This is a genomic window from Nocardia sputorum (assembly GCF_027924405.1).
GTDB lineage: Bacteria > Actinomycetota > Actinomycetes > Mycobacteriales > Mycobacteriaceae > Nocardia > Nocardia sputorum.
Window position 1 is genome coordinate 6,535,226 of sequence record NZ_AP026978.1, and the last position, 22,927, is coordinate 6,558,152.

Sequence of the window (22,927 nt, forward strand, 5' to 3'; positions counted from 1 at the left end):
GCATCGACCGTACGCTACGGCGGCTGCCGGGGACGCGAAACTCCTCGGGCGGCACCCCCAGGAACCTCACAGCTGAGCCCCAGCACCGTGGCAGCGTGGCCCTCGACTCTGGTTCGCATGACCGAGACTTCGACCGTCGCGGCGACGGAACGGACCGAGACCACGGGCGCGCCCGTGCTGGACGTGGTGATACCCGTCTACAACGAAGAGACCGACCTCGGCGTGTGCGTCCGCAGACTGCACGCCTACCTGCGCGACGGATTCCCCTTCCCGGCGCGCATCACGGTCGCCGACAACGCGAGCACCGACGACACGCTGCAGGTCGCACAGCTGCTCGCCGAAGAACTGGACGACGTGCGCGTGGTGCACCTGTCCGCGAAGGGGCGCGGGCGGGCGCTGCGGGCGGTGTGGGAACGCTCCGACGCACAGGTGGTCGCCTACATGGACGTCGACCTGTCCACCGACCTGAACGCACTGCTGCCCCTGGTCGCACCGCTGATCACCGGGCATTCCGACCTGGCCATCGGCACCCGGCTCGACGCCGCGTCCCGCGTGGTGCGCGGGCCCAAGCGCGAGATCATCTCGCGCTGCTACAACTTGTTGCTGAGGGCCTCGCTGCGCGCGCACTTCTCCGACGCCCAATGCGGCTTCAAGGCGATGCGCGCCGACGTGGCGCGCCGTCTGCTGCCGCTGGTGCACGACGGGGAGTGGTTCTTCGACACCGAATTGCTGGTGCTCGCCGAGCGGGCCGGTCTGCGCATCCACGAGGTTCCGGTGGACTGGATCGATGATCCGGACAGCCGCGTCGACATCGTCGACACCGCGCGCAAGGACCTGCTCGGCATCTGGCGGCTCGGGCGGGCGCTGGCCACCGGGGCGCTGCCGCTCGACGAGTTGCGGCGCTCGGTGGGCCGGGAACCGTTGGTGCCCGGGGTGCCGCTGGGCATGGTGGGACAACTGGTGCGGTTCGCGATCGTCGGCGTGCTGAGCACGCTGGCCTATCTGCTGCTCTACGTGGTGTTGCAGCCGCTGATCGGCGCGCAGGTGGCGAACTTCGCGGCGCTGCTGATCACGGCGGTGGGCAATACCGCGGCCAACCGGGCTTTCACCTTCGGCGTGCGCGGCTCGAACGGCGCGGTGTCGCACCAGTTCCAAGGACTGGTGATCTTCGGGATCGGGTTGGCGCTCACCAGCGGGTCGCTGTTCGCGCTGCATCGGTGGGCGCCGGACGCCTCGGTGCATCTGGAGCTGTTCGTCCTGGTGGTGGCCAATCTGGTGGCTACGCTGTTGCGGTTCGTCGGGCTGCGCTGGGTGTTCCGCGACAGCGGCGGTGATCGCGCGCCGAGCGCACCGGCTCCCGCCGCCGTCGGACGCTCCGCCGAGGGAGACCGTTGATGACGGCGACTACGACCGCACCGCCGGTCGCGACCGAACCGCCGCCGAAAGGCCGCCGGAACTGGGAGTATCCGGCGCTGGCTGCGCTACTGTTCGGCACGGCCGTGGCATATCTGTGCAACCTGAGTGCCAACGGATGGGCGAATTCGTTCTACTCGGCCGCCGTACAGGCGGGTTCGGTCTCGTGGAAGGCGTTCTTCTTCGGGTCCTCCGACGCGGCGAACTCGATCACCGTGGACAAGCCGCCCGCCTCGCTGTGGCTGATGGAGCTGTCGGTGCGGGCTTTCGGGCTCAACAGTTGGAGCATCCTGGTGCCGGAGGTGCTGCTCGGCGTGGCGAGTGTGGCAGTCCTGTGGGCGACGGTGCGCAGGCCGTTCGGGCCCGCGGCCGGATTGCTCGCGGGGCTGGCGCTGGCGGTGACACCCGTCGCGGCGTTGATGTTCCGGTTCAACAATCCCGAAGCGCTGCTGGTGTTCTTGATGATCGCCGCCGCATGGGCGATGACCCGCGCGGTGGAGGACGGCCGCTGGCGGTGGCTGATCCTCACCGGCGCGCTGATCGGATTCGGTTTCCTCACCAAGCAATTGCAGGTGCTGCTGGTGGTTCCGGCGCTCGCGCTGACCTACTTGCTCGCTGGTCCGCCGAAACTCGGCAAGCGCGTTCTGCAACTCTTCGCGGCCGCGGCCGCGATGGTGGCGGCCGCGGGCTGGTGGCTGCTGGCGGTGGAGCTGTGGCCGGCCTCGTCGCGGCCGTGGATCGGCGGCTCGCACGACAACTCGATCCTGGAACTCACCCTCGGTTACAACGGGCTCGGCCGGCTCAACGGCAACGAGCGCGGCAGCGTCGGGCCGGGCGGCGACCTCCCGCCGGGCGGCAACGGCATGTGGGGATCCACCGGCATCACCCGGATGTTCGAACCGGCTCAGGGCGGTCAGATCGCGTGGTTGATCCCCGCGGCGCTGGTCGCGCTCGTGGCCGGAATCCTGCTGCGCGGCAAAGCGGCTCGCACCGATCGACAGCGCGCTTCCCTCGTCCTCTGGGGCGGCTGGCTGCTGGTGACCGGGCTGGTGTTCAGCTACATGGCTGGCATCTTCCACCAGTACTACACCGTGGCCCTGGCTCCGGCCGTCGCCGCGCTCGTCGGCGCGGGCACGGTGCAGGCGTGGCGGCAGCGGCAGCGGCTGTGGGTGCGGCTGGCCTCGGCGCTGGCAGTGGGCCTGACCACGGCGACCGCGTGGATGCTGTTGTCCCGCAGCCCGGAATGGCAGTCGTGGCTGCGCTGGACGGTGCTGGTCGTCGGCGTGCTCGCGACGCTCGCCGTGCTCGTCCCCGCGCCGCGCAAACTGGCCGTGGTGTCGGCGCTGGCGGTCGCGTTCACCTTCCTGGCCGGACCGGTCGCCTACGCCGTCGACACCATCGCGACGCCGCACGCCGGGTCCATCCCCTCCGCCGGACCGAACGTCGCGATGCGCAATCGGCCGCCGTGGGGCGAGGGCATGCCGGGAATGGGCCGTCGCATGCAGGACGGAACCGGAACCACCGGCCGCGACGGCACCGCGCAAGCCCCGGGCGGTACGCCACCGGACGGCGGTGCGCCGGGAACGGGTCCGCAGGGCACGGCACCGGACGGCCGGATCCCGCAGCCGGGCAGCCAACTCCCAGGCACCCGGCCGCAGGGCAACGCGCCCGGCGGGCAGGCACCGGACGGCGCGATGGCCCCGCAGGGGCAGGGCATGCCCGGAGACGACGGCCCCAATGGCGGCGGAATGGGCGGCTTCCTCGGGGCGAGCGAACCGAGCGCGCAAATCGTGGCCCTGCTCGAGCAGAACGGCGGCGACTACACCTGGGTCGCCGCGGCCATCGGCTCGAACAGCGCCGCGGGGCTGCAACTGGCCACCGAACTTCCGGTGATGCCGATCGGCGGCTTCAACGGCAGTGACCCCTCGCCGACGCTGGAACAGTTTCAGCGGTATGTCGCCGAAGGGAAGATCCACTACTTCGTCGGCGGCGGACGTGGCGGACCCGGTTCGTCCGAGTCCTCCCCCAGCGCGCGGATCACGCAGTGGGTCCAGGAGAACTTCACCGCCATTCAGGTGGACGGGGTCACCTTGTACGACCTGACCGCCACCCGCTGATACCACGCGATGCGGTCCGGTCGCCCTGCATTCCCCCGGACCGCATCGCCTCCCGTGTTCAGCGCTTCCCCCTGCGTCCGCTGAACACCGCATCCGCACCGGCGCCATACCTCGGCGCCGGTGCGGATCGCGTTCGCGCACCGGATCCGCCACCGGCGTGCGGCCGGTTCGGCTTCCCGCTCTTGGCATCCCGCAAAACTCCAGCGATGATGATCGGACCTATGACGGCTCCCGGCCGGGAGCCGGGCCATCAGGTCCCGTGTCCACGCGAAACATGCAGGGAAACAGTTGAACGCTTTCATGAAGCTGGCCGTGACGGTGGTCAGCGCACTGGTCGCAACCGCGCTCACCGTCGGATTCGCCGCCACCGCGTCGGCCGCGCCCGCCGACCGCGCCGAACCGCTCGCCGCCGCGACCGGTGAGCCCCCGCAGGTGACCTACATCAAAGCGTGCCTGCCGCCCGGCGACACGATCGAACTGCGCACCGGAATCGGCGCGGCGATCGGGGCCGCGATCGGCGCGCTCGTCGGCCTGCCCGTCTTCTTCGTCGGCGCGATCCCCGGCGCGATCATCGTCGGCCTGATCGGCGCCGCCATCGGAGCCTCCTCCTACGCCATCGATTCGGGACGGCTCGAACAGCAAGGTCTGTGCTGAGCGCCACGGCGTGACGGCACGCCGAGCCCCGTAGGCGCTGACCGCCGTCACTCGCTCGCGGCGGTCAGCGCGCGCACCAATCGGTCCAGCGCGGGGCGTGGATCGAAGTCCGCTTCCGGGTTCACCAGCTGATGCAGGATGATCCCGTCGAGCTGGTCGACCAGGGGCCGCGCCGCGGTCCGATCGGCGCCGACCCACGCCAGCAGCGTCGCGGCCCATTCGGTCAGGCGCAGGTGTCCGCGCCGGACGCTCTCGCGCAGCGCGGGAATGGACTGTCCTTCCAAGAACAGGGCGTAGCGGGCCAGCGTGCGCACCCGGTCGGCGCCCACCGCGCGCACCGCGAAAGCGGCCATGCCGTCGACGAGTTCGTCGATCGATCCGGGCGCTGGTCGCCGCAGGAGCGCCTCCCAATTCGCGTGGTCACGTGCCTCGAGGCGCTCGGTGATGCCGATCAGCAGCGCTTCCCGGGTGCGGAAGTAGTTGGAGGCCGAACCGGCGGGCATCCCCGCGGCCTCGTCGACCGCGCGGTGGGTGAGCGCGCGGGTGCCGCGGGATCCCAGCAGGTCGATCGCCGCGTCCAACACGAGTTCGCGTTTGGTGGACACATTTCGATACTACGTAAGTAGTGGTACAGGTTACAGTCAGGTGGCGCTGAATTCGCCGCGCTCGCACGCTCAGCGAGCCTCGCTATGCCACAGCTTCGCCCCGATGCCGAGCTCCGGTTCAGCGGGGTGCGTGCAAGGCGGCGTGCAGCGTGGCCGCCCATTGTTCGACTATTCGCTTGCGACGGGCCGAATCGTCGGTGAGGACATCGGCGAGGCCCAGACCACGCGCCATGTCCAGGGTCGCCTGGACCAGGTGATGGGCGACCGGGTCCGAGTCGTCGACGCCCAGGGCCTCGACCGCGCGGCGATGGGAGGCGCGCCCGAAGCGGGCCTCCAGCGGGACGATGCGTTCGCGCAGCGCCGGGTCCGCGGCGGCATGGGTCCACACCTGCAACGCCGCCTTGAACAACGGGCTGGTGTAGGACTCGACCAGCCCCGCCACCACCGCCTCGGTGCGGGCGATGCCGTCACCCAGTTCCGTCAGCGTCGCCGCCTCCTGCACCGCCTGCCCGCTGCGCGTGTCGAACATGTACTCCAGCGCGGCGGTGATCAGGTCCTCCCTGGTGGGAAAGTGATGCTGCGCCGCGCCACGCGACACCCCGGCCCGTTCGGCGACCACGGCGACCGTCGCTGCCGCCCAGCCCATCTCGGCCAGGCAGTCGATGGTCGCCTCGAGCAGGCGCTGCCGGGTGGCGCGGCTGCGGTCCTGCTTGGGTTCGTGGGGTGTCGCCATGGTCGTTATTCTGCCCAGCTCGGCGGACGGCGCTGCAAAAAGGCCAGCATGCCCTCGTGCACTTCGGGGGTGCCGAAGAAGCTCGCCGAACGCCGCGCGAGTTCTTCGGCGGAGGCGTCGAACTCGGCGAGGATGCCCGCGTTGACCAACCGCTTGGCCTCGGCCAGGCCCTGCGGGGAGCCCTTGCGCACCTCCCCGCACAGCCGTTCCACTTCGGCGGCCGGATCGTCGGCGGTCACCGTGACCAAGCCGATCTCCCGAGCCACGGTCGCATCGAACTTCTCGCCCGTGAGGTAGTACCGGCTGGCCGCGCGCGGGTCGAGCCTGGGCAGCAGGGTCAGCGAGATCATGAACGGCGCCAGCCCGATGCGCACCTCGGTGAGCGCGAAACTACTGCCCGGACCGGCCACGACGATGTCGCAGCCCGCCACGATGCCCATGCCGCCGGCCCGCACATTGCCGTCGATCCGCGCGATCACCGGCTTCGGGATCTCCACCAGCCTGCGCAGCACGCCGATCATGACCCGGGTGCGCTCATCGGCGGCCACGGCCGGATCGGCGTCGCTCGCCTCGCTCAGATCCGCGCCCGCGCAGAAGGTGTTGCCGGTGTGCGCGAGCACGATGACGCGCACCTTCTCGTCGGCGGCCGCGTCGTCGAGCCCGCGCAGCAGTTCGGCGACCAGCTTGGACGACAGCGCGTTGCGGTTGTGCGGCGAATCGAACGTGAGCGTCGCGACGCCGCCGCTCACCTCGTAGCGGACGAACGGGCCCGTCTCGGTCATGCGCGTCCTCTCAGTACGACTTCGGCAGGCCCAGCGAGTACTGGGCGACGAAGTTCAGGACCATCTCCCGGCTCACCGGCGCGATGCGGCCGATGCGCGCGGCGGCGAGCATGGCGGCCAACCCGACGTCCCTGGTCAGACCGGAACCGCCGTGGGTCTGGATGGCCTGGTCGAGGGCCTTGATGCTGGCTTCCGCCCCGGCGTACTTCGCCATGTTGGCCGCCTCGGCGGCGCCCATCTCGTCGCCCGCGTCGTAGAGGGCGGCGGCCTTCTGCATCATCAGCTTCGCCAGCTCCAGTTCGACCTTCACCTGGGCCAGCGGATGCGAAATGCCTTGATGCGCACCGATCGGGGTCTTCCACACCGTGCGCTCCTTGGCGTATTCCACGGCGCGTTCGATGGCGTAGCGGCCCATGCCGACGGCCATGGCCGCGCCCATGATCCGCTCCGGGTTCAGGCCCGCGAACAGCTGCATCAGCGCCGCGTCCTCCTTGCCGACCAGCGCGGTGGACGGCAGCCGGACGTCGTCGAGGAACAGGTTGTACTGGTGGTCGGGCTCGATGATGTCCATCTCCTGCGCCGTCTTGGTGAAGCCTTCGGCGTCGGTCGGCACGATGAACAGGGCGGGCTTGAGCTTGCCGGTCTTGTGGTCGGAGGTCCTGGCCACGATCAGCACGGCCTCGGCCTGGTCCACGCCGGAGATGAAGATCTTGCGGCCGTTGAGGATCCAGTCGTCGCCGTCGCGGCGCGCGGTCGTGGTGATCTGGTGGGAGTTGGAGCCCGCGTCCGGCTCGGTGATGCCGAACACCATCTTGCCGGAGCCGTCGGCGAGCTTGGGCAGCCATTGCCGCTTCTGCTCGTCGGTGCCGTACTTGGTGATGATGGTGCCGCAGATGGCCGGGGAGACGACCATCAGCAACAGGCCCGCGCCCTGCGCGGACAACTCCTCCATCACCAGCGACAGCTCGTACATGCCCGCGCCGCCGCCCCCGAACTCCTCGGGCAGGTTCACGCCGAGGAAACCGAGTTTGCCCGCCTCCTGCCACAATTCGTCCAGCGGCTCGTTCTTGCGCGCCTTCGGCAGCACGTAGTCGCGGTAGTTGTACTTCGCGGCCAGCGCGGCGACGGCGGCCCGCAGCGCCTTCTGCTCGTCGGTTTCGATGAACGACATCAGTTCTCCTGGGTTTCGGTGTTGTCGGCGGCGGGGTCGACGACCGCGAGCACGGCGCCGACGTCGACCTGCTGGCCGACGGTGACGTTGACGGCGCTGAGCACGCCCGCGGCGGGCGCGGCGATGGTGTGCTCCATCTTCATCGCCTCCAGCCACAGGATCGGCTGGCCCTGTTCGACCCGGCTGCCGACTTCGGCGCCGAGCCGGATCACGCTGCCCGGCATGGGCGCCAGCAGGGAGCCGGTGGCCACTTGGTCGGCCGGGTCGCTGAAACGCGGCAGCCTGCGCAGGGCAACCGGGCCGAGCGGCGAGTCGACGTAGACCTGGTCGCCGTAGCGGGCGACCTCGAACTGCCTGCGCACCGGACCGCGTTCGCCCGGAACCGACAGCACGACACGATCGGGAGCCGCTTCGACGAGATCGAGACCGTCGTGCCCGTCCACGGCGACACCGGTGCGGCCGAAGCGGTAACCCACCTCGTGCCTCCCGGTGGCGCGGCTCTCGTAGGACTTGCGCTGCGACTGCGACGGCAGGTTCCGCCACCCGCTTGGCAGTCCGCCGCCCACCCGCGCGCGGCCACGGTTGGCGGCGGCGTCGGCGAGCGCAGCGGCCACGATGGACAGCGCCTCGTCGGACTCCGACACCAGCGGCGCGGCGAGCACGTCCAACCCGTGCGTGGCGAAGAACGCCGTGTCGGTGTCACCGGACAGGAACGCCGGATGACGCAGCACGCGCACCAGCAGATCCCGGTTGGTGACCAGCCCGTGGATCTTCGCGCGATGCAGTGCCGCAGCGAGCAATCGCGCCGCCTCGGTACGCGTCTCGGCGTAGGAGATGACCTTGGCCAGCATGGGGTCGTAGTGCACGCCGACGACCGAGCCGTTCACCACGCCCGTGTCCAAGCGCACGCCCGGCCCGTCGAGCAGGTCGAATTCGGTGCGGACCGACGGGATCTCGATCCGGTGCACGGTTCCGCTCTGCGGCTGCCAGTCCTGTGCCGGATCCTCGGCGTAGAGCCGCACCTCGATCGAATGTCCGCGCATCGCGGGCGGTTCGGCGGGCAGCGCGCCGCCCGCGGCGACGTCGAGTTGCAGCCGGACCAGGTCCAGACCGGTGGTGCACTCGGTCACCGGGTGCTCCACTTGCAGGCGGGTGTTCATCTCCAGGAAGAAGAACTCGCCCTGCTCGTCGGCGAGGAACTCGACGGTGCCCGCGCCGGTGTAGCCGATCGCGCCCGCCGCCAGCCGCGCCGCCTCGAACAGGCGCGCCCGCATCCCTTCGGTGCGTTCCACCAGCGGAGACGGGGCCTCCTCCAGCACCTTCTGGTGGCGGCGCTGGATGGAGCACTCGCGCTCGCCGACCGCCCAGATGACGCCGTGCGTATCGGCCATCACCTGGACTTCGATGTGCCTGCCGGTCTCCAGGTAACGCTCACAGAAAACCGTCGGGTCGCCGAACGCGGATTCCGCCTCGCGCCGGGCGGCCTCGATCTGCGGGGTCAGGTCCGCCAGCTCGCGGACCACCCGCATGCCGCGCCCGCCGCCACCGGCGGATGCCTTGATCAGGACCGGCAGGTGCGCCTCGGTGACCTCGGCCGGGTCCAGTTCGGCGAGCACCGGCACGCCCGCGGCGTCCATCATCTTCTTCGAGGCGACCTTCGAGCCCATCTGCTCGATCGCTTCGACGGGCGGGCCGATCCAGACCAGCCCGGCGTCGAGCACCGCCTTGGCGAATTCGGCGTTCTCGGAAAGGAACCCGTATCCGGGATGGATGGCGTCGGCACCGGCGGCGAGCGCTGCCTCGATGATCAACTCACCACGCAGATAGGTTTCCGCCGGCGTGTTGCCGGGCAGGCGCACCGCGGCGTCCGCCTCGGTGACGTGCGGCGCGGCGGCATCCGCGTCGGAGTACACCGCGACGCTGCCCAGACCCATCCGGCGGCAGGTGGCGAAGACCCGGCGAGCGATTTCGCCACGGTTGGCGACCAGAACATTCGTGAGCCCACCCGTCACCCGGCCGCCACCCCTCATCGAATCGCTTTGCGATGCAGTCATCATCGGCCTCACATTCGGAAGACGCCGAAGCCGTCGGCGCCTTTGATCGGGGCGTTGTGAATGGCCGACAGGGACATTCCCAACACGGTGCGGGTGTCGCGCGGATCGATGACGCCGTCGTCGTAGAGCCGCCCGGACATGAACATCGCCAGCGATTCGGCCTCGATCTGCGCCTCCACCATGGCGCGCATCCCGGCGTCGGCCTCCTCGTCGAACGGCAGGCCCTTCGCCTCGGCGGCGGCGCGGCCGACGATCGAGATGACGCCCGCCAGCTGCGCGCCGCCCATCACGGCGGATTTCGCGCTGGGCCAAGCGAACACGAAACGCGGGTCGTAGGCCCGGCCGCACATGCCGTAGTGGCCCGCGCCGTAAGACGAGCCCATCAGCAGCGAGATGTGCGGCACCTTCGAGTTGGACACCGCGTTGATCATCATCGCGCCGTGCTTGATGATGCCCTTCTGCTCGTACTCCTTGCCCACCATGTAGCCGGTGGTGTTGTGCAGGAACAGCAGTGGCGTGTTCGTCTTGTTGGCCAGCTGGATGAACTGGGTGGCCTTCTGCGACTCCTCGGAGAACAGCACACCCCGCGCGTTGGCCAGGATGCCGACCGGATATCCGTGCAGCTCGGCCCATCCGGTGACGAGGCTGCTGCCGTAGAGCGGCTTGAACTCGTCGAAATCCGAGCCGTCCACGATGCGTGCGATCACCTCGCGCGGATCGAACGGGATCTTCAGGTCCGACGGCACGATGCCGAGCAGGTCCTCCGGGTCGTACAGCGGCTCGATCACCTCCGCTCGCGGAGCCGGGCCCTGCTTGCGCCAGTTCAGCCGCCGGACGATGGAACGGCCGATGCGGATCGCGTCCTGCTCGTCGATCGCGTAGTAGTCCGCGAGGCCGGAGACCCGCGCGTGCATGTCCGCCCCGCCGAGCGACTCGTCGTCGGACTCCTCGCCGGTGGCCATCTTGACCAGCGGCGGACCGCCGAGGAACACCTTGGAGCGCTCCTTGATCATCACCACGTGGTCGGACATGCCGGGGATGTACGCGCCGCCCGCGGTCGAGTTGCCGAACACCAGCGCGATCGTCGGGATGCCCGCCGCCGACGCCTGGGTGAGATCGCGGAACATCCGGCCGCCGGGGACGAACACCTCCTTCTGCGTGGGCAGATCCGCGCCGCCGGATTCCACCAGCGAGATCACCGGCAGCCGGTTCTCCCGCACGATGTCGTTGATGCGCAACGTCTTGCGCAGCGTCCACGGGTTGGAGGTGCCGCCGCGCACGGTCGGGTCGGGCGCGACGATCATGCACTCGACGCCCTCCACGATGCCGATCCCGGCGATGGTGCTACCGCCGACGTGGAATTCGCTGCCCCAGCCCGCCAGCGGGCACAGTTCCAGGAACGGCGAGTCCTCGTCGACGAGCAGTTCGATGCGCTCGCGCGCGGTCAGCTTGCCGCGCTTGCGATGCCGGGCCAGTTTGTCGGGTCCGCCGCCCGCGATGGCCTTGGCGAACTCCGCCTCGACCTCGGTGAGCTTGGCGGTCATGGCCTCCGCGGCCGCCTCGTACTCGGGCGCGGCGGTGTCCAAGGTGCTGCGCAGGATGGTCATGACTGGTACCCCAATCGCTTCGCCGCCAGTCCGGTCAGGATCTCGGTCGTGCCGCCGCCGATGCCGAGGATGCGCATATCGCGGTACTGGCGTTCGATCTCGGATTCGCGCATGTAGCCGAGACCGCCGAACAGCTGCACGGCCTGGTTGGCCACCCACTCGCCCGCTTCGACGGCGGTGTTCTTGGCGAAGCACACTTCGGCGATCAGGTCGGTCTCGCCTTCGGCGCTGCGCTGCACCACGTCGCGGGTGTAGACGCGGGCGACGTCGATGCGCCGCGCCATCTCGGTGACCGTGTTCTGCACCGCCTGCCTGCTGATCAGCGGGCGGCCGAAGGTCTCGCGGTTGCGCACCCACTCCAGGGTCAGGTCCAGGCAGCGCTGCGCGCTGGAGTACGCCTGCACCGCGAGGCCGACGCGCTCGCTGACGAACGCGCCCGCGATCTGGAAGAAGCCGGAGTTCTCCGGGCCCACCAGGTTCTCCACCGGCACCCGCACGTCGACGTAGGACAACTCGGCGGTGTCGGAGGCCAGCCAGCCCATCTTGTCCAGCTTGCGGCTGACCGTGAAACCGGGCGTGTCCTTGTCGACGATGAGCAGCGAGATGCCGCCGGAGCCGGGGCCACCGGTGCGCACCGCGGTGACCACGAAGTCGGCGCGGACGCCGGAGGTGATGTAGGTCTTGGCCCCGTTGACGATGTAGTGGTCGCCGTCGCGGCGCGCCGTCGTGGTGAGGTGCCCGACGTCGGAGCCGCCGCCGGGCTCGGTGATCGCGAGCGAGCCGATCTTCTCCCCGGCCAGCGTCGGCTTCACCCAGCGCTCGATCTGCTCGGCGTTACCCGAGGCGATGATGTGCGGCACCGAGATGCCGCAGGTGAACAGGGAGGCGAACAGCCCGCCGGACGCACCGGCCTGGTGCATCTCCTCGCAGACGATCATCGCGTCCACGCCGTCGCCGCCGGAGCCGCCCGCGGATTCCGGGAACTGCACGCCCAGCAGACCGAGCGCGCCCGCCTTCTTGTGCAGTTCGCGCGGGATCTCCCCGGCGCGCTCCCAGCCGTCCAGGTACGGCAGGATCTCGCGTTCCACGAATCCGCGCACCGTGGAACGCAATTCGCGTCGTTCCGGCGTCTCCCAGAGTTTCGTCATGCTGTGTCCTTTCTCGCATGACCGGTGGCCCTGCGTGGTGACGCGAGCTGCCGCCTCCGGGCCTGACCGGTCATACGGTGTCCTTTCTCGCATGACCGGTGGCCCTGCGTGGTGACGCGAGCTGCCGCCTCCGGGCCTGACCGGTCATACGGTGTCCTTTCTCGCATGACCGGTGGCCCTGCGTGGTGACGCGAGCTGCCGCCTCCGGGCCTGACCGGTCATACGGTGTCCTTTCTCGCATGACCGGTGGCCCTGCGTGGTGACGCGAGCTGCCGCCTCCGGGCCTGACCGGTCATGCGAGCAGCTCCACTGGAATGTCGAGGTGACGAGACCGCAGCCATTCGCCGAGTCCCTTGGCCTGCGGATCGAAGCGGGCCTGATAAGCCACGCCCTGACCGAGCAGACCTTCGATGATGAAGTTCAGCGCCCGCAGATTGGGCAGGACGTGCCGGGTGACGGTCAGCGAAGCCGCTTCCGGCAGTAGTTCTTTGACGCGGGCCACGGTGAGCGTGTGCGCCAGCCAGCGCCATTGCTCGTCGGTGCGCACCCACACGCCGATGTTCGCGTCACCGCCTTTGTCACCGCTGCGGGCCAGCGCGATCGTCCCCAACGGGACGCGGCGCGTGTCCCCGGCCGGCAGGGGCTCCGGGGCGGGCGGCTCCGCGACGTCGGCGAGTTCGGTCGTCTCCGTGGCCGGCGCGACGTCGACGCGAGTGCCGTCGGGCAGCACCGCCGTGTGCGGAACCTCCGCGGCGTCGACGAAACCGGGCGTGAACACGCCGTAGGGAGATCCGTTGCCGGGGAGCGTCGTGAAACTGCATCCCGGATAGCTGGCCAGCGCCAGCTCCACGGCGACGTTGGAGAACGCGCGCCCGACCTTGTTCGGGTCCGGGTCGCGGACCACGCAGCGCAGCAGCGCGCTGGCCTGCTCCTCGGTCGCCGCGTCCGGCCGATCCAGACGGGCCAGCGTCCAGCTCAGCTCGGCGGGACGGGTCGGCAGCCAGGACTCCAGCTGGCGTTGCGCGAGTGCGGCTTTGGCCTCGATGTCCAGGCCGGTGAGCACGAACTCCATCTCGTTGCGGAAGCCGCCGAGCGTGTTCAGCGAGACCTTGAGCCGAGGCGGCGGGGCCTCACCGGTGACGCCGCTGATCCGCACCCGATCGGGACCGTCCTGGTCGAGCCGGATGGTGTCCAGGCGGGTCGTCACGTCGGGGCCCGCGTAGCGGGGACCCTGGATCTCGTACATCAGCTGGGCCTCGACCGTGTCGACGGTGACCGCGCCGCCGGTGCCCGCGTGCTTGGTGATGACGCTGCTGCCGTCGGCGCGGATCTCCGCGATCGGGAAGCCCGGCCTGCCCAGATCGGCGAGCTCGGTGAAGAAGGCGTAGTTGCCGCCGGTGGCCTGGGTGCCGCATTCGATCACGTGCCCCGCCACCACCGCACCGGCCAGCCGGTCGTAATCCTCGCGGTCCCAGCCGAAGTGCGCGGCGGCCGGGCCGACGATCACCGACGCGTCGGTGACCCGGCCGGTGACCACGATATCCGCGCCCGCGTTCAGGCATTCGACGATGCCCCACGCGCCGAGGTAGGCGTTGGCGGTCAGCGGCGCGCCGAAGCCGAGTTCACCGGCGCGCGCGAGCAGGTCGTCGCCCTCCACGTGCGCGATCTTCGCGTCCAGTCCGAGATCGGCGGCCACCTTGCGCAGTTTCCCCGCCAGGCCGGCCGGATTGAGGCCGCCCGCGTTGGCCACGATCCGCACGTTGCGTTCCAGCGCCAGCCCGAGGCAGTCCTCGATCTGCTTGACGAAGGTCTTGGCGTAGCCGAGGTCCGGGTCCTTCATGCGGTCCCGGCCGAGGATCAGCATGGTGAGTTCGGCGAGATAGTCGCCGGTGAGGACGTCGAGCTGTCCCCCTTCCAGCATCTCGCGCATGGCGCCGAGCCGATCACCGTAGAAGCCGGAACAGTTGCCGATCCGGAGCACATGCGGGTCGGCGGCCAGCATACTCATCAGCGGGAATGCCTCCTGTGCGGCGAACCGTCAGGATGAGCCGCATGCCGCACCCGTGAAGTCCGCGTTCCGCGACCAGCATCACACCAGGGCCAGAAAAAAGCAAGCATGCGTGCTTGTTACTTGCGGGAGGCGACCCACCCACCCGTCGGCCGCCGGGCGGCCTGGAGCATGATGGGCACGGTGTCCAGCGACGTCACCGTGATCGTTCTGTTCGCCTTGGCAGGGTTCCTGCTCGGCGGCGCCTACACCACATGGAAGACGGCGCGGCCGCTGTCGATCGCGCTGGCCGTCTGCGCCGTTCTGGCGGCGGGCGGCGCGCTGGCCTGGTGGCTCGGCTAACCCTTCGACAAACGGAAGATCCGCAGGTCATCGGGAACGCCGCTGAGCGGAGCGGCGAAGAGGCCGCGGCGATATGGCTTGGCCGCCAAGCCCAGTTCCGTCAGCGTCTCCGGCCGCAACCCCTGCAGCGTCACCTCCGACAGCATGGTGTGGCCGTTGCCGCCCGCCTCCATGACCCGCGCCGCGATCGTGACGTCCACGCCGAGCCAATCGCCGCCGATCTCACGCGGGGAACCGGTGTGCAAACCGATGCGCATATGCGGCGTGTAGCCGCGCACCTGCACATCGGCCAGATTGCGCTTGGCGGTCACGGCCGCGCGCACCGCCCGGTCCGCCGAGGGGAACACCGCCATCACGCCGTCACCCATGCGCTTGACCACCTGCCCGCCGCGTTCGGCGATCGGCGGCTCGATGGCCTTGGCCACCTTGCGCAGCAGTTCGAGGGTGGCCTCGTCACCGGCCGAGAGCGACCAGCGCGAGAAGGCCACCAGGTCGGTGAACATGACGGTTACTTCTTGGCTACCTTTGCCACGGCCCATCCGCTCCAAGGCGGCCTGCCAGACCTGCAAGGCGCCGAAACCGATCTCGCGCGCGGCGCTGGGAGCATCGCCGACCAGCTTGTCCGCCGCCCGCGCGACCGCTCGCGCGCCACCGGGCCCGGACACCGACAGCGGGTCGCCGAAGGCAGGGTCACCGGGGAGCTGTTCGCGGGCCCTGCGCAGCACACCGATGAGATCCGCACGCTGGTTCGCGGCGTTCATCAGCGCGGACAGCTGGCTGCGGCGCGATCCGCCGGAACGGCGGGAAGAATCGAACCCGTCGGACGGCTCCAACGGAATGACCACCTCGGGCGGTTCGCCACCGGCGGCCTCGCGCCCCGACTCCGGCTCCGTACCGCCGGAAGGTCTTTCGTTCACGCCCCGAGGGTATCTCAGCCGATCTGCCGTCGGCAGATTACCGATCATCGCCATCTCTCACCTCCGCGACGAACACAGCGAGCACGTCGGCGGGCTCCGCGTTGGATAACGAGCTGGTTGCTGAACCGAGGCTACTCGGCACAGCGCAGGTCTCGGAACCGGCAAGCGGCATAGTTTCCTCGATGTTCACACGCACGATCGGCCCGGCGCGAGGAATCGCATCGGGCCGATCGCGGCACCGTCCGCCGGGCAGTGGCGACGGTGGGCGAAGCGCCGGACCTCCCGACAAGGTCGGCGCCCCACAACCCGAGTGGCGAGGGATGGCGACTCGGGTGGCTTCGCGCTAAGCGTCGCGCTGGTTCACCACGACCAAGGCCGCGCCGAAGACGATCGCGACGAAGACGGTGAAGTACAGCAGGCTGCCCCACGGCCCCCAGTGCCAGTTGGCCGTGGACACGGAGGCGCTGAAGAAATGGTTCGCGTTCGCGAACGGCAGGAACGGCGTGACGTTGCGGCCGAAGCTGCCGAACGCGCCGAGCAGCCCCTCGATGAGCAGCGGCCACAGCACGATCAGGGAGATGGCCGCGGCGGACTGCCGCACCAGCACGCCGACGCCGATCGCCAGCAGCACGCACAGGAACGCGTAGATCGGGATGCCGTAGACCTCGCGCCAGTCCTCCGCGCTGGACAGCGTGAGGGCCGCGCCCGCGTCCGGGCCGCTGATGGCCTTGGCCACCGCGTAGGCCAGGAACACCAGAACGAGGGTCAGCACCGCGCCGTACACGCCGACCAGCCCGGCCTTGGTCACGATCACCTTGGCCCGATGCGGCGTCGCCTGGTACGTGGTCCGGATGATGCCGAAGCGATATTCGCTGGTCACCGTCAAGGTGGCCATGATCATCAAGACCATCACGCCGAAGCCGCTGATGCCGGCCACCGCGGTGGAGACGGTCAGGTCGATCGCGCCGTCCTTGCCGTAGGACGCGCGCGCCACCGAGGCGAGCAGCGCGGCCATGCCCAGCGCGAGGGCGATGACGATCGCCGAGCACCACCAGGGCGACCTGGTGGAGGTGAGCTTGATTCGTTCCGCTGCCAGCACGCCCATCAGAGCGCACCTCCCATAACTTGATCGAAGCCTTCGCCGTGGTACTGCACGGCGCCGCCGGTCATCCGCATGAACGCCTCTTCCAGCGACGCGCGCTGGGGGGCCAGCTCGAACAGCGTGATGCTGTGCTCGCCGGCCAGCTTGCCGACCGCGTCACTGGACACGCCCGCCACCACCAGCGCGGGGCCGTCGGCTCCGGCCCCGTCCTCGCGGACTGTCATGCCGTTCGAGGTGAGCACGCTGCGCAGCTGGTCGAGCTGCGGGCTGCGCACCCGCACCGACTGCTCGGAGGCGCGTTCGATGAATTCCTGGGTCGTCGAGTCCGAGATGAGCTTGCCGCGCCCGATCACCACCAGGTGCTCGGCGGTCTGGGCCATCTCCGACAGCAGATGGCTGGAGACCAGCACCGTGCGGCCTTCGGCGGCCAGCCGCTGCATGAACCGCCGGATCCACAGGATGCCCTCCGGGTCGAGGCCGTTCACCGGCTCGTCGAACAGCAGCACCTCCGGGTCGCCCAGCAGCGCGCCGGCCAGGCCGAGCCGCTGCGACATGCCCAGTGAGAAGCCGCCCGCGGTCTTGCCCGCCACCTCCGACAGGCCGACCAGCCGCAGCACCTCCTCCACCCGGGACTTGGCGATGTCGTTGGACGCGGCCATCCACTCCAGATGGGCGCGCGCCGACCGGTTCGGATGCACCCACTTGGCGTCCAGCAGCGCGCCGACGGTGCGCAGCGGATGGTCCAGCTCGTGATAGGACTTGCCCTTGATCAGGGCGGTCCCAGCGGTGGGCCGGTCCAATCCGAGGATCATCCGCATGGTGGTCGACTTGCCCGCGCCGTTCGGTCCGAGGAACCCCGTCACCTGCCCCGGTCGAACGGTGAAGGTCAGATCCTGCACCGCTACGGTCTGCCCGTAGTGCTTGGTCAGGCCTCTCAGCTCGATCATGCGCCCAGCATTCCGCAAATCACGGCCGCGCGCGTCGGTAAATGGTGCCGAGTTGGATCATCCTCGAGGATGAGGGGCGAGGTGTCCGGGTGGGTGCAAGCCCGTACGGGGAAGTCGATACACGCTCACCAGCACACAGAAGACCCGCGACCAGTCGAATCGGTCGCGGGCCTTCGTGGCCCTGCCAGGGGGTCAGGAAGTCACAGCGACGTACCCAGCCAGGATGCGAACCCGACCAGACCCTCACTCTGGCGTCGCTGCGCCGCTGCGATGCCGTGCACCGTCTCCCGCACTCCCGGGTGCAAACGGGTCTGCTGCGGTGCCGCTGCCCGTGCCTTGTTCAACGCAACCAGGGCCTTGTCCGGCTTGCCGGACATCAACCAGGCGCGTGCGTTGTCCTGCCAGTGATGCCCGATGCGGGTAGGTGGCGCTCCGGCGGAGTAGACCAGCTCGGCGCCTTCGATCGCGGCCCGGGTCGGGTCGCCGGATTCCAGCTCGATCGCGTGCGAATGGATCTCGGTGTTCAGCGGTCCGAAGTCGACCATGTACATGTCCGTCTCACCGGTCCGTGCCGCGATTTCACGTGCTGCGGCGATGTGGTCGACCGCGCCGGCGTGGTTCAGCTTCCGCGCTTCGTTCACCGCCCCGGCAAGGTGCGAGTAGCCGCCCAGGATCAGCCCGGATCGGGTTTCGTCGGCGGTCGATATCGCCGACTCGATGAGTTGACCAGCCACCTCCGACTCTCCGAAATGGGTGAGTACCCGCGCCCGTGCCAGGACGGAGAACGCACCCCAGTTGCGATCATCGGCCAGAGGCGCATACGTGTCGGCGAGGTCGAGCGCTGGCAGCGTGAGCGACAGGTGGCCGGTTCGCCGGGCAGACCACTCGGCGAGCACGTACGCGGCCGTCAGCAGCGTGTAGGCGCGTGCCTGCTCGTCGCCGGACAACTCCCGCACCGCACCGTGCAATCGGCGGATGATACCCGGCAATACCTCGATGGTCTGCCGCGTCCGGTCGCGGCGATACAGCAGTTGCGCGGCGGACAGGTCCGCATCCAGCTGCGCCAGCGGCCCGGGGTCGACCGCTCGGGCGTATCGGCCCTCGGTCAGCAGCACCGATAGTTCATTCACCGCGTCGGACAACGGCTTTCCGTCGTCGTAGGGTGCGCCGGTCAACTGCTCCGGGGTGACCCGTAGTGCCCGCGCTACCGCCGAGATGAAGCCGGGAGAGGCTGGCTCTCGTCCCTGCTCGACCGCCTTGACCATGCTCAGGCTGTAGGCCGCACGGGACGCGAGCGCCCGTTGACTGAGCCCGGCGATCTTGCGTTCCGATGCGATCCGCTGCCCCACGCTGTCGCTCATGCCCCAACGGTAGATCGATCGCGGCCGGCTGTCCCCGCACTGTCCCTCGGTGGCCTTGCCGTCCGCGAACGTTTTGGCAGGCCCCGGCGTCGGGTGAATCCCCGAATCCTCGGCGCCGGACGCCACCCAACTACACCACAATGCAAGGGGGTTTCGGAGTGACCGAACTCGCAGTCACCCTTACCGTTATGGCCGCTGTCGGCGGACTGCTGATCATCGTGTTCTGGGTCCTGCCTTGGCTACTCGAGCTCGGCGGCGATCCCGACGAGCGGGTGCCGTTCCGCGAGGTCATGGACCGCATCGAACGCGAGGAACAGCGATGACGACGCGGGGCAGTTGGATCCAGGACTACTGCGAGGACAGCAACTGGCCCGTCGATGAGAAGCACGCGCAAGGCTTGCTGAAACTCCATGCCACATGTACGCCACCGTGCCCGCGCAAGCTGTCCGCCGAGCGGTGGCTCCAGGAGCGCGACATAGACGGACCGGATAGTACGACCAGCCAGGCGTAGAACTGGACGACCAGGTGCTACCGCGTCATTCGCCGCCAGGAGGCCAGAACTGGGCCGACTCTGCGGAGCTGCGAGGTCAGCGCAGTTCCGCCGAAGCCTCAGCGGCCCAGCGGCTCGGCGCCGTCCGCGAGCACGGCGGCGAGCGCGGCGGCCGCGTCGAGCAGGGCGTGGGAGCGAGCGGTGATGCTCGCGTCCCGGGCCGCCAGCGCCGCCTCGACGTCATCGGATCGGTGGCCGCGCGGCAGGTGGGGCATCAAGGTTTTCAGCGTGTCGACGCGGTATCCGGCCCTGCGGAGTTGATGGACGATCCGGGCGTCGCGGACCTGGGCGGGCGAGTACCGTCGCGTGCCCTGCGCGGTCGCGCGATCCGGGACGACGAGTCCCTCGGCGTCCCAATGCCGCAGGGTCGACGGGCGCACGCCCAGCGCGGCGGCCAGTTCGGCGACGCTCATCGCATCCGACGGCCGCGCGTCGGCGATCGGCTCGGCGGCGATCACCTCCGCCGCCCGCTTGGCGAGCGCCAAGTCGGCGCGCTCTCGGTCCAGCCCGGCGTGTGCCGCATCGAGCAGGGCGAGCACCTGCGAAAACGGTCCCGTGTGGACGGCGCGAACGATGCGCTTGGCCTCGACGGGGCCGACGCCTGCCGCCAGCGCTCGATAGGCGAGCGCGGAACGCACGTGCACCTCGCCGTATCGGCGATAGCCCGTCGCGGTGCGGATCGCTGTCGGCAGAACGCCGTCGCTTTCGAGGTTGCGAATCTGCTGCACGGAGTACCCCGCCCGCCGCGCCACCTCGGCGGTGCGCAATGTGGAGTTGCGAGTTGTCACCCTTACTCCCAGCATATCTCGCCCAAAGTCTCCACAAGCACCTTAATGAAACGCTGGAAGCATGACCATCGACGAGATCATCGACTTCGTCTCGGCCCTCGACGGAGTCCTGACGCTGCGCCCCGGCCCCGGGGACGGCTCACCCGAAATCAGTTGGGGCGACACGTTCTTCTACTACTCGCCGGACGGCGTCGTGCCGAAGGCGACCCAGCCCTTCGCGACGATCGTGACGAAGAATTATCCCGGCGACGAAAGTTCCCGCCTGGACCGGCCTGACACGTTCCGAGTCAACATCGCCGCCGGAAAAGAAGCCTTCACCTACTGGACCGGCCACACCCCCCGCGAATCATCCCCTCCCGACGATCCGAGCGCGGCGGACACGGTGATCGCCCACCCGGTCTACGCATCCGCAGGTTGGCTATCGATCATCAACCCAGGCCCCCGAACCGCCGAATCCACCCGCACCCTCCTCGGTACCGCCCACGAACGCGCCCGCTCCCGCCGCGAACGTCGGACTTAACGAACCGCGAGTGGCACATGGTTGCGGCGAAGCGCTCTCCACCATGTGCCACTCGCGGAAACGGTTTCCGGACTGTTGACATGGAGCGCACTCCAGCACCTAGCGTCGGGACCGACGGATTCGAGTGCAGGAGGTAGCAGCATGACCGACATTCCCACCCGGCAGCTCGGTGAACTGGCGGTTTCCGCGCAGGGCCTGGGGTGCATGGGCATGAGTCACGGATACGGCGCCGCGGACGACGAGCAGTCGATCGCGACGCTGCACCACGCTCTCGACCTCGGAATCACCTTGCTGGACACAGCCGACTTCTACGGCGCCGGGCACAACGAGGAGCTGATCGGGCGCGCCGTCGCGGGGCGGCGTGATGACGTGGTGCTGGCGACGAAGTTCGGCTTCGCCAACCGGCTGGGCGAGCCGACCCGCATCCGCGGTGACGCCGCCTATGTGCGCGAAGCGTGCGAGGCTTCGCTGCGCAGGCTCGGGGTCGACCACATCGACCTCTACTACCTGCACCGGGTCGACCCGCAGGTGCCGATCGAGGAGACCGTCGGCGCGATGGCCGAACTGGTACGGGCGGGAAAGGTCCGCCACCTGGGGCTTTCGGAAGCGAGCGCGGACACCGTCCGGCGCGCGCACGCGGTGCATCCGATCGCCGCGTTGCAAAGCGAGTGGTCGCTGTGGACCCGCGACCTGGAGGCGGAGATCCTTCCGGTCTGCCGTGAACTCGGCATCGGCCTGGTGCCGTTCTCCCCGCTCGGGCGCGGATTCCTGACCGGCAAGTACAGCTCGGTCGAGGGTCTGGCGGATAACGACGTGCGGCGCAGCCAGCCGCGTTTCGCCGAGGGCAACCTCGAACGCAACCTCGCCATCGTCGCGAAGCTGAACGAGCTGGCCGCGGCGAAGGGTGTCACAGCGGGTCAGCTCGCCTTGGCCTGGGTGCAGCACCGCGGCGACGATGTGGTCCCGATCCCCGGCACCCGGCGGCAGCGCTACCTGGAGGAGAACCTCGCCGCGCTGACCATCGAACTGTCCGCCGACGAGCTCGCCGCCATCGAGGCCGCCGCCCCGCCCGAGCAGGTCGCGGGCACCCGCTACGACGCGACGAACCTCACCTTCGTCAACGGCTGAGCCCGCACGGCCCACCGCCCCGGACTCACCCACCAAGCGGTGACCTCCCCCGCCATGACGTGCAAGCCTCACGTCGTCAACGGCCGAGCCCGGCGCTCTATGCCCCGGACTCACCCACCGTTAGGTGTCGTCACACGCCGCGTGCCCGAGCGGCTCGAGGCTTCCGAGAGCGGTCACCGAACTACCGGACGCGGGCTCGGCCCCTCACAGCGCCGGGGATGACGCCTGGGCCCAGAAGCGTTTGGGGATGCGCCCGGCCAGCCGCGCCGCATAACCGGCGCGGACGGCGTCCGCCATCGCCGCGGCCATCAGTTCGGGGCGGCGCGCCCTGGTCACGGCCGTGGCCAGCAGCACCGCCGAGCAGCCGAGTTCCATGGCGAGAGCGGCGTCGCTGGCCGTCCCGATGCCCGCGTCCAGGATGACGGGGACCTTCGCGTCGGCGACGATCATCTCGATGTTGTGCGGATTGCCGATACCGAGGCCGGTGCCGATGGGCGCGCCCAGCGGCATCACCGCCACGCAACCCGCGTCCTCCAGACGACGGGCCAGCACCGGGTCGTCGTTGGTGTAGGGCAGCACGACGAACCCGTCGTCGACGAGTTGTTCGGCGGCGGTGAGCAGTTCGATCGGATCGGGCAGCAGGGTGCGCTCGTCGGCGACCACCTCGAGCTTCACCCAATCGGTGTCCAGCGCCTCACGCGCCAGCTGTGCGGTGAGCACCGCTTCGGCCGCGGTCCGACAGCCCGCCGTGTTCGGCAACGGCGCGATGTCCAGCCGTTTCAACAGATCGAGCACGCCGGTGCCGCCCGCGGCGTCGACGCGCCGCATCGCCACCGTGGTCAACTCGGTGCCGGAGGCGATCAGCGCCTCCTCCAGCACGGCCAGGTTCTCCGCGCCGCCGGTGCCCATGATCAGGCGAGAGCCGAACTCCCGGTCGGCGATTCGCAGCGGGGCGTCGGCGGGTCCGGATGCCGTCATCG

21 protein-coding genes are annotated in these 22,927 nt (G+C 69.6%); 7 read left to right on the plus strand and 14 right to left on the minus strand.

Annotated elements, in window-relative coordinates:
* Positions 1-117: 117 nt before the first annotated feature.
* From QMG86_RS29505 to QMG86_RS29515, 3 genes are all read left to right on the plus strand, one after another.
* Positions 118-1,395, plus strand: coding sequence for a bifunctional glycosyltransferase family 2/GtrA family protein (locus QMG86_RS29505; protein ID WP_281876057.1), 1,278 nt, complete (start codon positions 118-120; stop codon positions 1,393-1,395).
* Positions 1,395-3,530 (plus strand): glycosyltransferase family 39 protein, encoded by a 2,136-nt coding sequence (locus tag QMG86_RS29510; protein WP_281876059.1) that lies wholly within the window; start codon positions 1,395-1,397, stop codon positions 3,528-3,530. The genes QMG86_RS29505 and QMG86_RS29510 overlap by 1 nt, the downstream gene beginning before the upstream one ends.
* A gap of 288 nt (positions 3,531-3,818) precedes the next feature.
* The gene (locus QMG86_RS29515; RefSeq protein ID WP_281876060.1) at positions 3,819-4,184 is read left to right on the plus strand and encodes a hypothetical protein; all 366 of its coding nucleotides are present in this window, start codon (positions 3,819-3,821) and stop codon (positions 4,182-4,184) included.
* Between the two features lie 47 nt (positions 4,185-4,231).
* On the opposite strand, the gene QMG86_RS29520 is transcribed toward QMG86_RS29515, so the two are convergent.
* From QMG86_RS29520 to QMG86_RS29555, 8 genes are all read right to left on the minus strand, one after another.
* Entirely contained in the window at positions 4,232-4,789 is a 558-nt protein-coding gene (locus QMG86_RS29520) for a TetR/AcrR family transcriptional regulator (RefSeq protein ID WP_281876062.1), read from the minus strand.
* A gap of 118 nt (positions 4,790-4,907) precedes the next feature.
* Positions 4,908-5,522: a TetR/AcrR family transcriptional regulator gene (locus tag QMG86_RS29525; RefSeq protein ID WP_281876063.1), complete on the minus strand. Its 615-nt coding sequence runs from the start codon at positions 5,520-5,522 to the stop codon at positions 4,908-4,910.
* Between the two features lie 5 nt (positions 5,523-5,527).
* The gene (locus tag QMG86_RS29530) at positions 5,528-6,304 is read right to left on the minus strand and encodes an enoyl-CoA hydratase family protein (protein WP_281876064.1); all 777 of its coding nucleotides are present in this window, start codon (positions 6,302-6,304) and stop codon (positions 5,528-5,530) included.
* 10 nt (positions 6,305-6,314) lie between these two features.
* On the minus strand, positions 6,315-7,475 hold the full coding sequence (locus tag QMG86_RS29535) for an acyl-CoA dehydrogenase family protein (protein WP_281876066.1): 1,161 nt from the start codon (positions 7,473-7,475) through the stop codon (positions 6,315-6,317).
* Entirely contained in the window at positions 7,475-9,487 is a 2,013-nt protein-coding gene (locus QMG86_RS29540) for an acetyl/propionyl/methylcrotonyl-CoA carboxylase subunit alpha (protein WP_281876067.1), read from the minus strand. The genes QMG86_RS29535 and QMG86_RS29540 overlap by 1 nt, the downstream gene beginning before the upstream one ends.
* Positions 9,488-9,537: 50 nt before the next feature.
* Positions 9,538-11,136 carry an acyl-CoA carboxylase subunit beta gene (locus QMG86_RS29545; RefSeq protein ID WP_281876068.1) on the minus strand — a complete coding sequence of 533 codons (1,599 nt, stop codon included), beginning with the start codon at positions 11,134-11,136 and terminating at the stop codon, positions 9,538-9,540.
* Complete coding sequence (locus tag QMG86_RS29550; RefSeq protein ID WP_063016331.1) at positions 11,133-12,284, minus strand: acyl-CoA dehydrogenase family protein; 1,152 nt, start codon at positions 12,282-12,284, stop codon at positions 11,133-11,135. Before QMG86_RS29550 ends, QMG86_RS29545 begins: the two co-directional genes overlap by 4 nt.
* Before the next feature lie 292 nt (positions 12,285-12,576).
* Complete coding sequence (locus tag QMG86_RS29555; protein ID WP_281876069.1) at positions 12,577-14,292, minus strand: acyclic terpene utilization AtuA family protein; 1,716 nt, start codon at positions 14,290-14,292, stop codon at positions 12,577-12,579.
* Between the two features lie 108 nt (positions 14,293-14,400).
* On the opposite strand from QMG86_RS29555, the gene QMG86_RS29560 reads away from it, so the two are divergent.
* Positions 14,401-14,634, plus strand: a complete 234-nt coding sequence (locus QMG86_RS29560) for a hypothetical protein (RefSeq protein ID WP_281876070.1) — start codon at positions 14,401-14,403, stop codon at positions 14,632-14,634.
* Here QMG86_RS29560 and QMG86_RS29565 read toward each other — a convergent pair.
* The 4 genes from QMG86_RS29565 to QMG86_RS29580 all read right to left on the minus strand — a co-directional run bounded on the left by QMG86_RS29565 (position 14,631) and on the right by QMG86_RS29580 (position 18,961).
* Positions 14,631-15,395, minus strand: coding sequence for an adenylate/guanylate cyclase domain-containing protein (locus QMG86_RS29565; RefSeq protein WP_281881187.1), 765 nt, complete (start codon positions 15,393-15,395; stop codon positions 14,631-14,633). The two genes, QMG86_RS29560 and QMG86_RS29565, sit on opposite strands and share 4 nt — an antisense overlap.
* Positions 15,396-15,894: 499 nt before the next feature.
* Entirely contained in the window at positions 15,895-16,656 is a 762-nt protein-coding gene (locus QMG86_RS29570; RefSeq protein ID WP_281876072.1) for an ABC transporter permease, read from the minus strand.
* Positions 16,656-17,600, minus strand: a complete 945-nt coding sequence (locus QMG86_RS29575; protein ID WP_159849369.1) for an ABC transporter ATP-binding protein — start codon at positions 17,598-17,600, stop codon at positions 16,656-16,658. The genes QMG86_RS29570 and QMG86_RS29575 overlap by 1 nt, the downstream gene beginning before the upstream one ends.
* A 200-nt stretch (positions 17,601-17,800) precedes the next feature.
* Positions 17,801-18,961, minus strand: coding sequence for a helix-turn-helix domain-containing protein (locus tag QMG86_RS29580; protein WP_281876075.1), 1,161 nt, complete (start codon positions 18,959-18,961; stop codon positions 17,801-17,803).
* A 158-nt stretch (positions 18,962-19,119) separates the two neighbouring features.
* Between QMG86_RS29580 and QMG86_RS29585 the strand changes: the two genes are divergently transcribed.
* Positions 19,120-19,284, plus strand: coding sequence for a hypothetical protein (locus tag QMG86_RS29585; RefSeq protein ID WP_281876077.1), 165 nt, complete (start codon positions 19,120-19,122; stop codon positions 19,282-19,284).
* A gap of 286 nt (positions 19,285-19,570) precedes the next feature.
* Here QMG86_RS29585 and QMG86_RS29590 read toward each other — a convergent pair whose 3' ends face one another.
* Entirely contained in the window at positions 19,571-20,299 is a 729-nt protein-coding gene (locus tag QMG86_RS29590) for a MerR family transcriptional regulator (protein ID WP_281876078.1), read from the minus strand.
* A 61-nt stretch (positions 20,300-20,360) separates the two neighbouring features.
* Between QMG86_RS29590 and QMG86_RS29595 the strand changes: the two genes are divergently transcribed.
* Both QMG86_RS29595 and QMG86_RS29600 read left to right on the plus strand, forming a co-directional pair.
* Positions 20,361-20,819 carry a DUF6194 family protein gene (locus tag QMG86_RS29595; protein ID WP_281876079.1) on the plus strand — a complete coding sequence of 153 codons (459 nt, stop codon included), beginning with the start codon at positions 20,361-20,363 and terminating at the stop codon, positions 20,817-20,819.
* Between the two features lie 141 nt (positions 20,820-20,960).
* Positions 20,961-21,947 carry an aldo/keto reductase gene (locus tag QMG86_RS29600; protein WP_281876080.1) on the plus strand — a complete coding sequence of 329 codons (987 nt, stop codon included), beginning with the start codon at positions 20,961-20,963 and terminating at the stop codon, positions 21,945-21,947.
* A 204-nt stretch (positions 21,948-22,151) separates the two neighbouring features.
* Here the strand turns inward: QMG86_RS29600 and QMG86_RS29605 are convergent, their stop codons facing one another.
* On the minus strand, positions 22,152-22,925 hold the full coding sequence (locus QMG86_RS29605) for a thiazole synthase (protein ID WP_281876081.1): 774 nt from the start codon (positions 22,923-22,925) through the stop codon (positions 22,152-22,154).
* Between the last annotated feature and the right edge of the window lie 2 nt (positions 22,926-22,927).